At 64.6% G+C, this 15,223-nt stretch carries 13 protein-coding genes and 1 pseudogene; 12 read left to right on the top strand and 2 right to left on the bottom strand.

Features of this window, described 5'->3' with window-relative positions; translation table 11 throughout:
* Nucleotides 1-241 precede the first annotated feature (241 nt).
* Complete coding sequence (locus VQ042_RS22035) at nt 242-2,107, top strand: S8 family peptidase (RefSeq protein WP_331822444.1); 1,866 nt, start codon at nt 242-244, stop codon at nt 2,105-2,107.
* A 560-nt stretch (nt 2,108-2,667) separates the two neighbouring features.
* Here VQ042_RS22035 and VQ042_RS22030 read toward each other — a convergent pair.
* On the bottom strand, nt 2,668-3,885 hold the full coding sequence (locus VQ042_RS22030; RefSeq protein ID WP_331822443.1) for an IS91 family transposase: 1,218 nt from the start codon (nt 3,883-3,885) through the stop codon (nt 2,668-2,670).
* A 6-nt stretch (nt 3,886-3,891) separates the two neighbouring features.
* The gene (locus VQ042_RS22025; protein WP_331822442.1) at nt 3,892-4,797 is read right to left on the bottom strand and encodes a tyrosine-type recombinase/integrase; all 906 of its coding nucleotides are present in this window, start codon (nt 4,795-4,797) and stop codon (nt 3,892-3,894) included.
* Between the two features lie 353 nt (nt 4,798-5,150).
* On the opposite strand from VQ042_RS22025, the gene VQ042_RS22020 reads away from it, so the two are divergent.
* The 11 genes and pseudogenes from VQ042_RS22020 to VQ042_RS21970 all read left to right on the top strand — a co-directional run.
* Complete coding sequence (locus tag VQ042_RS22020; RefSeq protein WP_331822447.1) at nt 5,151-5,900, top strand: SDR family NAD(P)-dependent oxidoreductase; 750 nt, start codon at nt 5,151-5,153, stop codon at nt 5,898-5,900.
* A gap of 69 nt (nt 5,901-5,969) precedes the next feature.
* Nucleotides 5,970-6,821, top strand: a complete 852-nt coding sequence (locus VQ042_RS22015; protein ID WP_331822441.1) for a transketolase — start codon at nt 5,970-5,972, stop codon at nt 6,819-6,821.
* Nucleotides 6,818-7,843, top strand: a complete 1,026-nt coding sequence (locus VQ042_RS22010) for a transketolase family protein (RefSeq protein WP_331822440.1) — start codon at nt 6,818-6,820, stop codon at nt 7,841-7,843. Before VQ042_RS22015 ends, VQ042_RS22010 begins: the two co-directional genes overlap by 4 nt.
* A gap of 85 nt (nt 7,844-7,928) precedes the next feature.
* Nucleotides 7,929-8,897, top strand: a complete 969-nt coding sequence (locus VQ042_RS22005) for a TRAP transporter substrate-binding protein (RefSeq protein WP_331822439.1) — start codon at nt 7,929-7,931, stop codon at nt 8,895-8,897.
* A 56-nt stretch (nt 8,898-8,953) separates the two neighbouring features.
* Nucleotides 8,954-9,460 carry a TRAP transporter small permease gene (locus VQ042_RS22000; protein ID WP_331822446.1) on the top strand — a complete coding sequence of 169 codons (507 nt, stop codon included), beginning with the start codon at nt 8,954-8,956 and terminating at the stop codon, nt 9,458-9,460.
* Nucleotides 9,457-10,716 (top strand): TRAP transporter large permease, encoded by a 1,260-nt coding sequence (locus VQ042_RS21995; protein WP_331822438.1) that lies wholly within the window; start codon nt 9,457-9,459, stop codon nt 10,714-10,716. Before VQ042_RS22000 ends, VQ042_RS21995 begins: the two co-directional genes overlap by 4 nt.
* A 9-nt stretch (nt 10,717-10,725) precedes the next feature.
* Nucleotides 10,726-11,616 carry an NAD(P)-dependent oxidoreductase gene (locus tag VQ042_RS21990; RefSeq protein WP_442880174.1) on the top strand — a complete coding sequence of 297 codons (891 nt, stop codon included), beginning with the start codon at nt 10,726-10,728 and terminating at the stop codon, nt 11,614-11,616.
* Nucleotides 11,617-11,690: 74 nt separating this feature from the next.
* Entirely contained in the window at nt 11,691-12,350 is a 660-nt protein-coding gene (locus tag VQ042_RS21985; RefSeq protein WP_331822437.1) for a GntR family transcriptional regulator, read from the top strand.
* Complete coding sequence (locus VQ042_RS21980; RefSeq protein ID WP_331822436.1) at nt 12,347-13,555, top strand: CaiB/BaiF CoA transferase family protein; 1,209 nt, start codon at nt 12,347-12,349, stop codon at nt 13,553-13,555. Before VQ042_RS21985 ends, VQ042_RS21980 begins: the two co-directional genes overlap by 4 nt.
* 22 nt (nt 13,556-13,577) lie before the next feature.
* Nucleotides 13,578-14,741, top strand: a complete 1,164-nt coding sequence (locus VQ042_RS21975; protein ID WP_331822435.1) for an iron-containing alcohol dehydrogenase — start codon at nt 13,578-13,580, stop codon at nt 14,739-14,741.
* Nucleotides 14,738-15,223: pseudogene (locus tag VQ042_RS21970) on the top strand (hydroxymethylglutaryl-CoA lyase); the annotation flags it as partial. The gene VQ042_RS21975 and the pseudogene VQ042_RS21970, both read left to right, overlap by 4 nt.

The following is a 15,223-nucleotide window of genomic DNA, read 5'->3' as shown; positions in this document are numbered from 1 at the left end:
GGCAACCTCCCGCCCGCCGAGGCGGAAGCCGCCTACTACGCCAGGCTTGAGGCCGTGCCGATAGCCGCGTAGGACTCAAACCAAATGGTCTCCGGGAAACCCGGGGCGGTTCAGTCTGGCGACGGCGAGATCTCTGTTCACCGATGACGTCACACTGTTTCCTCAAGCCGCCGACGAGCAGGTCTGGTGGGAGGTCTGGCTGCGCGAGGGCCGACGCGAGAACTTCGAGCGCATTGCCCAGGTGCTGAACCTCACTGTGCGGGCGCATGCGGTGAGGTTTTCCGGAGCGCATCGTCATGTTGGCGCTCGCCAGCGCGGAGTGCTTGATCGACTGGTTGCGCATAGCGACGTCGTCGCGGAGCTGCGACGGGCCAAAGATACACCTTCGTTCTTCATGAGCATGGGCGGCGCAGAGCAACAGGACTGGAGCGACGAGCTTCTTGAGCGCGTGACGCCGTCAGCGGCCGACGTCGCTGTCTGCGTCCTCGACAGCGGCGTGAGGCGGACGCATCCGCTGATCGAACCTGCGCTCGCCGCCGAGGACTGGCACACGATCCGACCCGCGTGGGGCAGCGACGATACGCCGACCTGGAATGGCCACGGCACACGGATGGCAGGCGTTGGCCTCTACGGCGACCTGGTTCCGGTGCTGGCAGGTGGAGATCCAGTGCCATTGCCCTTTCGGCTGGAAAGCGTCCGCATTCTCCCGCCCGCGGACCATGCGAACGATCCGGAACTCTACGGCGCGATCACTGGTGAAGCGATCGCGCGCGCTGAAATCCAGGCGCCGAACCGACGCCGCGCGATTGCCATGGCTGTGACCAGCGTAAACCCGGCGCGCGGAAGGCCGACCTCATGGTCCGCGGCAGTCGACCAACTCTGTTTCGAGGAAGACCAGCGACGGCTGATAATCCTCTCGGCCGGCAACATCGGTGACGACCTGATGCCGGCCGATCATCTGACGCGCAACGACTTGGAGGCGGTGGATGATCCCGCCCAGGCTTGGAACGCCCTGACTGTCGGCGCTTTCACGGAGAAGGTTGACATCATCGACGCCGCATTTGCCGATTACGCGCCGATAGCGCCGGCCGGCGAACTCTCCCCACGCAGTCGGACGTCGGTCATATGGGACAGGCAGTGGCCTGTGAAACCCGACGTCGTGTTCGAGGGCGGGAATCTCGGCCATGACGGAACCTTGCCGGGCGAGCCGATCGACGATCTGCAGATTCTAACGACCTTCTACCGTCCAGACCTGCGCCATTTCACCACCATCGGCGATACCAGCGCGGCGACCGCGCACGCGGCACGAATGGCCGGACAGATCTTGGCGGCGCGCCCCGGACTGTGGCCTGAAACCGTCCGGGCCCTGATCGTCCATTCCGCCGAGTGGACACCAGCGATGCGCGCCCGGATTGACACATGCAATGGCGCGAAGGGGCAAATCCAAGCGCTGGTGCGGCGCTACGGCTACGGCGTGCCAGATCTCGGGCGCGCGCTCCTGTCGACGGTGAACGATCTCACGCTCATCGTCGAAGACGAATTGCAGCCATTTCACCGAGAGGCCGGCGCGACTGCGAAAACGCGCGATATGAAGTTGCATCGCTTGCATTGGCCGAAGGAACAGCTGGCCGCCCTCGGCGCGGCCCAGGTGGAGCTCCGCGCGACGCTGTCGTACTACATCGAACCCAACCCCGGGGAGCGCGGCTGGACGCGTCGGCATCGCTACGCCTCGCACGGCCTCAGATTCCGCGTGAAGTCTGCGACCGAAACCGTCGACGAGTTCAGGGCCCGAATAAACCAAGCAGCGCGCGACGAAGAGGAGGGAGCCCCGGCTGGTGGCGGAGAGGAATGGCTACTCGGCACATTTCGCGATCGTGGCTCACTGCATAGCGATTTCTGGTCGGGGAGCGCGGCCGACCTCGCCGAGCGAGATGCGATCGGCATCTTCCCGGTCGGCGGATGGTGGAAGGAAAAGCCATACCTCGAACGGTTCGACGCGGTCACGCGCTACGCATTGATGGTGACCATCAGGGCGCCCGGCACCGCCGTCGACATATTCACACCGGTGGAAGCCGCCATCGCCGTGCCGATCGCAATTGCGACATGACGGCGATGGCGCGGCGGGACATCGGCGCGATAGGCGAAAACGCGTTCCTCAACTGGTGCGAGCCGAGAGATTTCGCGAGCAGAACTCTCACGTCGACCGGTTAGATGATTTCATCGGGTCCGCCTACGGCACATTCATGACCTGTGAAGCGGTAAGCAGCAACGTCTGCTTTCAGGAAATCGCAAGTCCGATCTCTACGGCCAAGATGGTGAAGGTTTTCGGATGCCGGCGGGCGCAATGATTGCGGCCGGGTGGGGAGCCGGCGTCCGACAACCGCCCATGCATGAACGAGCGGGCCTGCGTCGTGACCGTCTATGGAGAATTTGCTGATCCGGCCGAGCCGGATCCCGATTGAGTGCAACGCGACGATGCGAGCTGGAGGGTTCGAGGCTGGGCGAACGGGTGCAGTCGGGTTGGCGGGGCGTCGAATGCGGTGATCGCGTCGAGGCCTCTGAGGCCGAACGCGGTCAACCCCGACGTACTGGTCGTGATGCGGACGAGCCCCGTCGCTTGCCGGCACAGCGCGAGGTAGGATGGGTTTTGGGATCGATGGCGGCGGATCACGGTGATGGTCCTGCGGTCTGCCGTGCGCCGAAGGGCGGCGCTCTGGCCCGGGCCATTGTCGGCAAGATCAGGAGGCGCCGCATCGTTCCCCCGCAACATGGGCAGGCTTGCGGCGCCGGCGGTGTGGGCTTCTCCGGTTCGGCGTGGCCCGGTGCCGCGCCGGATATCGGCTCCGACTTCCGTTCACCGATCAGGTCGCGGATCCGCTCAATCCTGCATCGTCGGTTTGGCCCAGTGAGGAAGCCGTAGTGGCGGATGCGGTGGAAGCCGCGTGGCAGGACGTGGAGAAGGAAGCGTCGGATGAATTCGCCGGCCTCCAGCGTCAGGGTGCGATGGCGGGCGGCGCCATCCTGGCGGTAGTCCTTGACGCGGAAGGTGCCGTTGCTGCCGTCGAATGTGGTGATGCGCCGGGAGGAGATGGCGACGCGGTGGGTGTAGCGCGACAGATAGGCGAGGACGGCCTGTGGTCCCGCGAAGGGCGGCTTTGCGTATACGACCCAGCGTTTGCGTCGCACCGGCGCGAGATGACGGGCAAAGCCATGCGGATCGGCAAGGTGCGCCAAAGAGCCGTGGAAGGCGAGCTTGCCGGCCCCGTGGAGGGCGAGCAGCCCTTCGAGGAACAGGCGCCGGAACAGGGCGCCGAGCACCCGGACCGGCAGGAGGAAGGCGGGACGCGATGCGATCCATCGCGTTCCGTCCGGCGAAAGACCGCCGCCGGGCACGATCATGTGCACGTGGGGATGGTGGGTCATGGCCGAGCCCCAGGTGTGGAGCACGGCGGTGAGGCCGATGCTGGCGCCCAGGTACTTCGGGTTCGCGGCGATCCTGGTTATCGTCTCGACGGCCGTCCGGAACAGGAGGTCGTAGACGACCTTCTTGTTCTGGAATGCGACCGCTGCGATCTCGGCGGGCAGCGTGAAGACGACGTGGAAGTAACCGACGGGCAAAAGGTCGGCCTGGCGCGCGGCCAGCCAATCTCGCGCCGCAGCGCCTTGGCACCTCGGGCAGTGCCGGTTGCGGCATGAGTTGTAGGCGATGCGAAGATGGCCGCAGTCGTCGCATCCCTCGACATGGCCGCCGAGGGCTGCGGTTCGACAATGCTCGATCGCCGACATGACTTTCAGTTCGGCCAAGCTCAGATGGCCGGTCCTGCTCGCCCGGAAGGCTGGGCCATGGTCATGGAAGATGTCAGCGAGTTCGATGAGCGGTGCCACCGCCCGTCACTCGAGGCTGCGATCTCCCTCCATCAGTATTTTGAGCTGTTCGATAGGGCTCGTCACGGCGCGGATCGTGCGTGTGGCGACACGAGCGTAGAGCGCGGTGGTGTCGAGCTTGGAATGGCCGAGCAACACCTGGATGACGCGGATGTCGACGTTTTGCTCGAGGAGATGGGTGGCGAAGGAATGGCGCAGCGTGTGCGGGCTGACGCGCTTGGTGATGCCGGCGGCCTCAGCCGCCTCATGGACAGCCCGGTTGAGCTGGCGGGTGGAGATGGGCTCCAGACGGCTGCGTCCGGGAAGCAGCCATCCGTGCGGCAGCATCACCCCGCGCTGTCGTCCCTCTCGCCACCACAGGCGCAGGAGTTCGAGAAGCTGGGGCGAGAGCATGGCATTACGGTCCTTGCGACCCTTCCCCTCCTCGATACGGATCAGCATGCGAGTGGAGTCGATGTCGTCGATCTTCAGAGTCGCCACTTCCGAGACCCGCAACCCCGCGCCATAGGCGGTGCCGAGCGCGGCGCGATACTTCGGACCTGGCGCAGCTTCCAGGAGCCGTCCGACCTCCTCGACGCTGAGCACCGTCGGCAGCTTGCGCTGATAACGGGCGAGGACGAAACGCCGCACCAGATCGGGCCGGTCGAGCGTGACGGTAAACAGGAAGCGCAGCGCCGAAACCGAGCCGTTGATCGTCGGCGCCTGCACGCCGGTCTCAGCTTGGTGGACCTGGAAGCGGCGAACATCCTCGGCGCTCGCGGTGTCGGGCGAGCGGCCCAGGTAGGCGGCGAAGGCGCGAACGAAGCGGATGTAGTCGCGCTGCGTGGCCTCGCGCAGGCCGCGCATGGCCATGTCCTCCAGCATGCGTAGGCGCAGCGCGCTGGCGGGGCGTTCGACGGAAGGATGCGGCATCGTATCTCTCCATGAGACGAGGGGAACCCCTCATGCTCATGGTGACCGCGGCGCCCGTTCAATCGCCGATTACGCCTCTGCCCCTATCCGTCGACCATAACGCCGCCGCCAATCCCGCGAGAGCGGGTTCGTGCATGGGCGCCCTGCAGACGAACCAATTTTCAGAGGTCGAGAGTTTACGCGACCGGTTCCAGAATGACGGACTAGAAAACCGTCTCCCACGATGCCTTCCTCGTATAACATGAGATGGATTCATGTATACGACCACGGAATGCATTTGTTCCTCGCCCAACATGCCGACAAGCTGAAGGGAGCGACACGCCCCGCAGAGGGCGATGAGGGGGAACGAATTCATGCTTCTGGCCGGCAAATGCGCGATGATATCGGGAGCGGCGAGCGAACGCGGGATCGGGCTGGCAACGGCGCGTCGCATGGCGGCCGAGGGCGCCCGGATTGTCATCCTCGACCTTGATGGCGAAGCGGCCGTACGGGCCGCCGCATCGCTCGGGGAGCACCATCTCGGCCTGCGCTGCGATGTCACCAAAGCAGACGAGTGCGTGGCGGCGGTGGCCGAGGCTGTCGCCGCCTGCGGCCGTATCGATATCCTGATCAACAATGCCGGCATCACCCAGAAGATCAAGCTGCTCGACATCGATCTTGCCGACTGGTCCCGGATCACCGACGTCAACTTGACCGGTGTCTTCCTGCTCAGTCAGGCCGTCATTCCGCACATGCAGTCGTCGGGCGGCGGCTCCATCGCCTGCATGTCATCGGTCTCCGCCCAGCGCGGCGGCGGCATCTTCGGCGGCCCGCACTATTCCGCCGCCAAGGCCGGCGTCCTCGGGCTTGCCAAGGCCATGGCCCGGGAGTTCGGACCGGACGGCATCCGAGTCAATTGCGTCACGCCCGGACTGATCGAGACGGACATCACCGGCGGCATGCTCACCGATGAGATGCGAACCGAGATCCGGAAGACTATTCCTCTCGATCGTCTCGGCACAGCCGACGACGTGGCCGGCATCTTCCTGTTCCTGGCGTCCGACCTGGCGGCCTACGTCACCGGCGCAACCATCGACGTGAACGGCGGCATGCTCATTCACTAGCTGTCGCCCGCGGCGGGCCGCACGGCTCGACCACGACGCTCATTCATCCTTTCGGAGAGTTCTGCGCAGATGACGACCCCAGACACTGCCAAACTGTCGAACGTCACGCTCGCCGAACGCGCCTATCGCATCCGCCGTCATGCGGTGCGGATGGGCGAGGTACAGGGTCAGGGCTATGTCGGTCAGGCCCTCGGCATCGCCGACGTTCTCGCCGTCGCCTATTTTCATGCGCTCAACTATCGGGCGGACGACCCGGACTGGGAGGAGCGCGACCGTTTCCTCCTGTCGATCGGCCACTACGCGATCGCGCTCTACGCCGCCCTGATCGAGGCCGGGATCGTGCCGGAGGACGAGCTCGAGACCTATGGCAGCGACGATTCCCGTCTGCCGATGTCGGGCATGGCGCTCTACACGCCCGGCATGGAGATCACCGGTGGCTCGCTCGGCCAGGGCCTGGGCATTGCCGTCGGCATGTGTCTCGGGCTCAAGCGCAAGCGATCCCGATCCTTCGTCTACAACCTTCTGTCGGACGGTGAACTCGACGAAGGCGCAACCTGGGAGGCGGCGCTGTCTGCGCCGCATCACGGCCTCGACAATCTGATCGCGATAGTTGACGTCAACAACCAGCAGGCGGACGGCCCCTCCACGCGCATGCTCGGCTTCGAACCCCTGGCGGACAAGTTCGCCGCTTTCGGCTGGTTCGTTCTGCGCGTCGACGGCAACGACTTGGAAGCCGTGCGCGATGCCTTCGACGCGGCACGGACCCATGCGGGCGCGCAGCCCCGGATCATCATCTGCGACACCAAGATGGGTCGCGGCGTGCCGTTCCTGGAAGCCCGCGAGAGCGCCCATTTCATTCGCGTCGAACCCGACGAATGGCAGCTCGCTCTGGACGCTCTGGAGGAAGGACGCGCGCAATGACCGCCAAGACTCAGACCAGCCAGGCCCCTGCTGGCAACGCGCCGGCCAAGCGCCTGACGACATCGGCGATGATCGCATCGCTGGCAGCCGAAGGACAGGCGACCGTATCAGCGCCCTTCGGTCATGCGTTGAATGCGCTTGCCGCGGAACGACCCGATATTGTCGGGCTCACCGCGGATCTCGCCAAATATACCGACCTGCATGTCTTCGCCGAGGCCTATCCCGACCGCTTCTACCAGATGGGGATGGCCGAGCAGTTGCTGATGAGCGCGGCGGCCGGGCTGGCGCGCGAAGGTTTCATGCCCTTCGCCACCACCTATGCGGTCTTCGCGTCCCGCCGGGCCTACGATTTCATCTGCATGGCGATCGCGGAAGAGAAGCTCGACGTCAAGATCTGCTGCGCCCTGCCGGGTCTGACAACCGGTTACGGTCCAAGCCATCAGGCGACGGACGACGTGGCGATCTTCCGGGCAATGCCGAACATGGCGATCGTCGATCCTTGCGATGCACGGGATGTCGAGACGGCCGTACCGGCGATCGCCGCCCACAAGGGCCCGGTCTACATGCGCCTGCTGCGCGGCAAGGTGCCGATGGTCCTCGACGAATACGGCTACGAGTTCGAATTCGGCAAGGCCAAGCTGCTGCATGGCGGCGATGACGTCCTGTTCATCTCCACCGGCATCCTGACCATGCGGGTCCTGGAGGCCGCGAAGATGCTACGGGCCGACAAGATCGATGCGGCCGTGCTGCATGTTGCGACGATCAAGCCGCTCGATCTGGACACCATCGTGCGGGAGGCACGGCGGCCCGGACGGCTGGTGGTGGTCGCGGAGAACCATTCGATCATCGGGGGGCTTGGAGAAGCGGTGGCGACCGGCCTTCTTCGAGCCGGTGTCGCGCCGGCGTTCCGCCAGATCGGTCTGCCGGACAAATTCCTCGACGCAGGAGCGTTGCCAACGCTTCACGACCGCTACGGTATCTCGGCAAACGCCATCGCGGAGGCCATCAAACGCTGGATTTGACTGTGTATCCCAACCGGTATACCAGTTCGATAGCTGACCTTCGGGTCGGTGCAAGTGCAGTCGCAACACTTCATGGGAGGAAAACATGAAAAAGTATCTGGTGGCGTTGGCCGCGGTCATGGCGCTCTGCGCCGGACCCGCTGCCGCGCAGCACAAGCTCGCTCACAATGCAGCGCCGGGCAATCCGAAATGGGACGCTTCTGAACGGTTCGCTGAGTTGGTGGAGGAGAAGACCGAGGGCCGCGTCACCATTGATGTTGGCGGCAACGCTCAGTTCGCCGAAGATGCCGAGGCCCTGACGAACATGCGTCTCGGGACGCTTGCCTTCAGCGCGAACTCGCAGGGCCCGATGTCGGCCATCGTCCCGCAGTTCTCGCTGCTCGGGCTACCCTTCCTGTTCGAAGACCTGCCGCAGGCATGGGAGGTGGTGGACGGCCCCTTCGGCGATAGCCTGAAGGCCCTCGCGGAAGAGCAGGGCCTGCTCGTTCTGGCCTTCTGGGACAACGGCATCCGCCAGACGAGCAACAACGTCCGGCCTATCGAGGCCCCGGCCGATCTCGCCGGCCTGAAGATCCGGACGCCGCCGGACCCGATCACCGTCGACATCTTCAATGCCCTCGGCGCCAGCCCGACGCCGCTCGCCTTTTCCGAGCTTTACATTGCCCTGGAGCAGGGTGTCGTCGATGGTCAGGAGAACCCGCTGATCAACATCTGGTCTTCGAAGCTCCACGAGGTTCAGAAGTACATATCGCTCACCGGCCACAAATACGAGGCAACGCTGCTTCTGGCCAGCAAGAGCGTATTCGACAGCTTCTCCGAAGAGGATCAGACGGCAATCCGCGAGGCCGCTACGGAAGCGGGTGAGTACAACCGGCAACGCTCGCTGAACGATGAGAAAGAGCTGCGCGCCAAGCTGGAGGAAGCCGGCGTGACGTTCAATGAAGTTGACAAGCAACCCTTCGTCGATGCCACTCAGGCCGTCTACGACCAGTGGCGTGAAAAGTATCCCGAGATGGTCGACCAAGTCGTGGAAGCAGCGGCTGCGGCGAACTAATGACTGAGGGCCGCATTGACCAGCATAGCAAGGCGGGATCTCCCGCCTTGCGCCTCGTGGCCTGGGTGGACCGGATCGTGGCGGTCGCCGCGGCCACCGTCGCGCTCGGTTCGATAATCGCGATTTTTCTCGCGCTGCTTGCCGAGGTGGTCATTCGCTATCTGACAACCCGCGGCCTCGGCTGGCCGACGGAGGTTCCGAATATCTTATTTCCCTGGCTGGTGATGGGCGGCATCGTTCTGGCGGCCCATCGTGGTGCGCACATTGCCGTCTCGATCCTTTTGTACGCGGTGACGCCTGCGGTCGCGAAGATGCTCCTCGCCGTCATGCAGATCCTTGTCGCGGCCACCTTTATCTTCCTGTCCTATGTCTCAATCGCGGTCGTGCAGATCACCGGCAATCAGCTGTTCCCGGTCACCGGCATTCCGCAACTCTACGCCTATTCGTCGATGTTCTTCGGCTTCGGCGGAATCGCGATCATTTCCCTGGTGACGCTCGTAAGGGTGCTCCACGCGACGGATCCGCGTTCGGTGCTCGATGAACGTGCGGAGGCTTCCGTATGACCGTCTTGATGGTGGCGGTATTCGCCGTCCTCCTAATCCTCTCCTTTCCGGTCGGCTACGCCCTGATCATAGCGTCGGGCTCTGCGGTGCTATTCCTCGGCGGCGTCCCATCCGTCATCGCGGTCGTCAAGCTGTTCCAGCCGACCCAGAGCTTCCCGCTCCTGGCAATTCCGTTCTTCATCCTGTCAGGCTCGCTGATGATGTCCGGCACGCTCGGCCGCAAGCTGGTCGAGTTTGCTGCCGCCCTGGTCGGTCGCTTCCATGGCGGGCTCGGACAGGTCAGCGTCGTCGGCTCGACCATCTTCGGCGGCGTCTCGGGCTCCGCCGTCGCCGAAGCGTCGGCACTCGGCTCGATGCTGATCCCCTGGCAGAAGCGCGAAGGATATCCTCCGGCCTTCGCCGCCGCAGTGACATCATCCTCCTCCGTCATCGCAGGGCTGATCCCGCCCTCAATCCCTCTGATCATCTATGCCGCGGTATCGAACACATCGATCGCCTCGCTGTTCGTCGCGGCGATCCTGCCAGGTCTGATGCTGGCCTCGGGCATGATGATTGTCTGCTACACCAGCGGTCGCCTGCGGGGATTTCCGCGGCTGCTGCCCGAGGAAGGCCGGCCGACGATCGTGCGGATCATCGTCGCGTCGGCACCAGCCTTGCTGATGCCCGTCTTCATCGTCGCGCTGCTGCGCCTCGGCGTCGCGACGCCGACAGAGGTCAGCGTCATCGCAGTCGCCTACGCGCTCGTCGTCAGCAGTGTGCTCTATCGGGACCTCACCATCGCGCGGATCAGGACGGCCCTCATCGAAACGGTGATCACCACCGGCGTCGTCATGCTGGTGATCACAGCGTCCAATCTGGTCGCCCATGTGCTGATCACCGAGCGTGTGCCCAGCACCGTTGCGACATGGGCGATGGAAACGCTGAAGGAGCCCTGGCTGATCATCCTCGCGATGAACCTGATCATGCTCGTGGTCGGAATGTTCCTTGACCTGCCGGCGGCGATCCTGCTTCTCGGCCCCACCTTCGTCGCCATCGGCCAGGCTATCGGAATCGATCCGATCCAGCTCGGCATCATGGTTGCGGTCAATCTGTCGATCGGCCTGTTCACTCCGCCGATCGGGACCACCCTGTTCATCGGCGCGGCGATCGCCCGGGTTCCTATCCAGGCCGTCGCCCGTGAACTCTGGCCCTTCTACCTTGTCGCGCTGACAGTGTTGGCGTTGGTTTCCTACATCCCCGCATTCACTCTCTACTGATGACCGGAAGTGGATTTACCGTTGCGTGAGATCGCATTCATCGGCTTGGGTTCCATGGGGCTGCCCATGGCCATCAATCTCGCCAAGGCCGGCTACGCGGTGCGTGGCCACGACATGCGCCAGGCGGCCATGGATGCGCTGGTTGACCATGGCGGCAGCGCTTGCGACGGCATCGGCGCCGCCTGTTCGGGCGTGGATGCGCTGTTCTTGATGGTCGTCAACGCCGATCAAGCCGCCGAAATCTTGTTCGAGGGCGGAGCCCTCGAAGCGCTTGCGCCGGGCGGCACCGTCTGCCTGATGTCGACCTGCCCCCCCGGCGCGGTCGAAACCCTTGCGGAACGGGTCGGCGTCACCGGGCACGCCTTCGTCGACTGCCCTGTCTCAGGTGGCGTCGCGGGCGCGCAGAGCGCAACCTTGACAATGATGGCGGCTTGTTCCGCCGAACTCTTCGCCGCGCTGCGGCCGGCACTGACCGTGATGGGGTCGAAGCTCTACCATGTCGGCGAGAAGCCCGGTCAGGGGGCGGTGGTGAAGTCGATCAACCAGTTACTGTGCGGCGTGCATCTTGCGGCGGCCGCCGAGGCGATGGCGCTCGGTGGGAAAGTCGGTCTTGACAGGAACGTCCTGCTGGAGATCGTCGGCGGATCGGCCGCGTCCAGCTGGATGTTGCGCGATCGGGGACCACGCCTGCTCGAAGCGGATCCCAACATCACCAGTACGGTCGACATTTTCGTCAAGGATCTTGGAATCGTCATGGAGGCCGGTCGCGACGCGAAGGCTGCCGTCCCGCTTGCCGCCCTTGCCCATCAGTTGTTCCTGGCGGCTTCTGGCGCAGGCGATGGCGCCGCAGACGACAGTCAGGTGATACGCTCCTACCAACGACTCAACGCCATGGCATAGGGTTTGACCGGTCCGTCATGTGTGGTATACCAGTCGGTATTCCAGTTTGGATCGGGGTTTATTGCTTGTCCCAAATGCATCAGCTCTACGAGCAGATTCGCAATGATATCATGTCGCTCACCTTCCCCCCTGGGGAGCGGTTCAGCGAACGCGTACTCGAAACCCGTTACAGCGGCTCGCGAACGCCGATCCGTGCCGCGCTGGCCCGACTTGAGGTCGACGGCCTCGTGCAACGCGACGACCGCGGCTGGGCCGTGATGCCTCTCTCATTCCAGGAAATCGAACTCGCGTCGGAATTTCGTGGTGCCGTCGAACGGGAAGCCGTTGCACTTGCCTGCAAGCGGGCGAGTCCTTCCGAGATCGATGCGATCGAGGAAATGGTTGTATCCATCGACATTGACATGTCGTTCGACGAGTGGCATCGCGCGGGCCGCGACTTTCATGTCGAACTGGCGCGCCTGTCCGGTAACGGCTTCTTCGTGCGCGCGATCGAGGATGTCATGACTCGTCTCGGCCGGGCACGCTGGCTGGAGATCCGCACCGAGATCGGTCGCGAACGCACCGTGACGGAACACTGCAGGATTCTGGATCTCGTCCGCCGGGGCGATGTCGAGGCCGCGGCGAGCGCCGTTTCGCTGCATGCCGAAAGTGCGCAGGCCCGTCACCTGGAGGCGCTGATGGGCGTCGCCCGCCACAATGGTGGACTGGTCGTGGTCGGCGGAGGACAGGCATGACTGGGTCCGCGCGGTCCGGCTCCCTCGCCGGCCTGAAGGTCGTCGAAATGGGATCCTTCATCGCCGGGCCGTTCTGCGGCCAGTTGTTGGCGGACCAGGGCGCCGACGTCATCAAGATCGAACCACCGACCGGCGGTGATGCGATGCGCCAGTGGGGCGCGGTCCAGCATGAGGGCAAGTCCCTCTGGTGGCCCGTCATCGCTCGCAACAAGCGCTCGCTCACGCTCGACCTGCGCAAACCGGCCGGTGCCGAGATCGCCGCGCAATTGATGGCTCAGGCCGATATTCTGGTCGAGAATTTTCGTCCGGGAACCTTGGAAAAATGGGGCATGGCTCCGACGCTCCTGCAAGAGCGGAACCCGGGGCTGATCATCGCCAGGGTTTCCGGCTTCGGGCAGACGGGGCCATATGCCAGACGCGTCGGCTTTGGCGCCATTGCCGAGGCGATGGCGGGGATGCGCGCTATCGGCGGCTTTCCGGACCGTCCGCCGCCCCGTACCGGCCTTTCGATCGGCGACAGTCTCGCCGGCATGTTCACCACGATCGGGATCCTGTCGGCGCTGAACGCGCGGCGCGAAACGGGTCGCGGTCAAATCGTCGATGTGGGAATCACAGATGCCGTTCTGGGCGTCATGGAGAGCGTCGTTTCCGAGCATTCGGCAACCGGCGCAGTTCGCCAGCGTGTGGGGACCGGCCTGCCCGGGATCGCTCCGTCCAATCTCTATCCGACTCAGGACGACGCGTGGATCCTGATCGCCGGAAACGGCGATGCGATCTTTCGCCGGCTGGCAGCGGTCATGGGCCAACCGCAACTCAGCGAGGACCCTCGGTTCGCCACCCACCGTGCGCGCGGCGAGCGACAACAGGAACTGGACGGCATCGTGGCCGGCTGGACCCGGACCAGACCGCTGGCCGACCTTCTTGTCCTGCTCGAAGAGAATGGCGTCCCCGCCGGCCCGGTGGCCGACGCCTCCGAACTGTCCCAGAACGCGCATTTCCGGGAGCGTGGTGCGCTCGTCGAGATCGACACCCCGGAATACGGCGCACTCACCATGCAGGGTGTCGTGCCGCGCCTGTCGGAAACGCCGGGGGCGATCCGCTGGGTCGGCCCGACCCTCGGCGAGCACACCGACCAAGTCCTTGCCGGCGACCTGGGGCTCGAGCCCGAGGCCATCGCCAGCCTGCGCAATCTGGGCATCATCTGACAACTCAGCAGTAGGAACGATCATGAGTATGGCGAGTGCCACAGCCTTCGGTGCCATCGAACGCATCGTACATGGCCGCGGCCAGATCGCGGCTCTGGCCGCGGAAGTGGACAGGCTGCGCGGGACGAAAATCCTGCTGGTGACCGATCCGGGGCTGGTTCGGGTCGGCATCGCCGGCACTGTGCAGCAATTGCTGAGTGCCTATGCCGTCGAGACATTCACCGACGTCGAACCGGATCCGAGCATTGAGACCGTGACGGCCTGCGCCGATTACGCGCGGCGTTCCGGTTGCGACCTCGTCATCGGACTCGGCGGCGGCAGCGCCCTCGACGTCGCCAAATGCGCGGCGGCAATGGTGAATAATCCGGGAGAGGTGCGGGACTATCTGGGGATCGAAAAGGTGCCCAACCCGGGCGTCGCCAAGATCCTGATCCCCACCACTGCCGGCACCGGCAGCGAGGTCACGAATGTCGCCGTCCTTAGCCTGAAGGCCGAACAGACCAAGAAAGGCATCGTCAGCCGTCATCTGCTTGCAAATGTTGCCATCCTCGACCCGGAACTGACCGTCGGCCTGCCTGCCGCAGTGACCGCGGCCACGGGCATGGATGCGCTGACCCATGCGATCGAGGCCTATGTCTCCCGCTTCGCTCAGTCCCTGACGGATCATTTCGCCCTGTCCGCGATCGCGATGATTGCCGGATCTCTCAGAACCGCCGTACACAACGGCGCCGACCTCGCGGCGCGCGAGCAGATGCTGACCGCCAGCCTCTATGCCGGCCTGGCCTTCGGCAGCGCGGCCACGGGGATGGTGCACGGCCTCGCCATGCCGCTGGGCGGCCAATTCAACATTCCGCACGGCGTCGCCAATTCGGTGCTGCTGCCACATGTCATGCGGTGGAATCTAGTCAGCGCGGTATCTCGCTACCGGGAGATCGCGATCGCCATGGGCGAAAAGGTCGAACATCTCTCCCAACGCGATGGTGCGGAACGCGCCGTTGTGGCTGTCGAGGCGCTGTCCCTGGATATCGGCATTCCGGCCCATCTGGACGATCTAGCCATCCCCCGAGACGCGATCGCGGCCTTGGCAAGAGACGGCATGACAAACGAGCGACAGATCCGGCCCAATCCGCGGGACGTCACCCATGACGGTCTCGTCAGCATTCTCCAAGGAGCGTTTCGCCCATGAATATGACCCTCCCCGAGAAGGTGCGCATTGTCGAGGTCGGTCCGCGCGACGGACTGCAGAACGAGCCCAAATACCTGCCGACCGACCAGAAGATCGCACTCGTGCGCCGCCTCGCCGCCGCCGGCCTGACCGAGATCGAGGTCACCTCCTTCACCCATCCCAAATGGATCCCGAACCTGGCCGACGCCGAGGCCGTCACCAGTGCCGTCGCAGACCTGCCGATCACGTCCTTCGCGCTGGTGCCAAACCGCCGCGGCCTCGACCGTGCCCTGGCCGCCGGCGCCAAGGGCGTGACACTGGTCGTCTCGGTGACCGATGCCCACAACACCGCCAATCTCAACCGCAGTACCGAGGACTCCGTGACGGAACTGCTGGTTCTGGAGAACGAGGCCCGGCAGGCGGGGCTGAAGACCCGCATTTCCCTGTCGGTGGTGTTCGGCTGCCCCTTCGACGGCGCGGTGGCCCCCGAGCATGTGGCCGAG

Origin of the sequence: Aurantimonas sp. A2-1-M11 (genome assembly GCF_036549475.1) — a bacterium.
GTDB lineage: Bacteria > Pseudomonadota > Alphaproteobacteria > Rhizobiales > Rhizobiaceae > Aurantimonas.
This window is presented reverse-complemented; position numbering and strand designations above follow the sequence as displayed.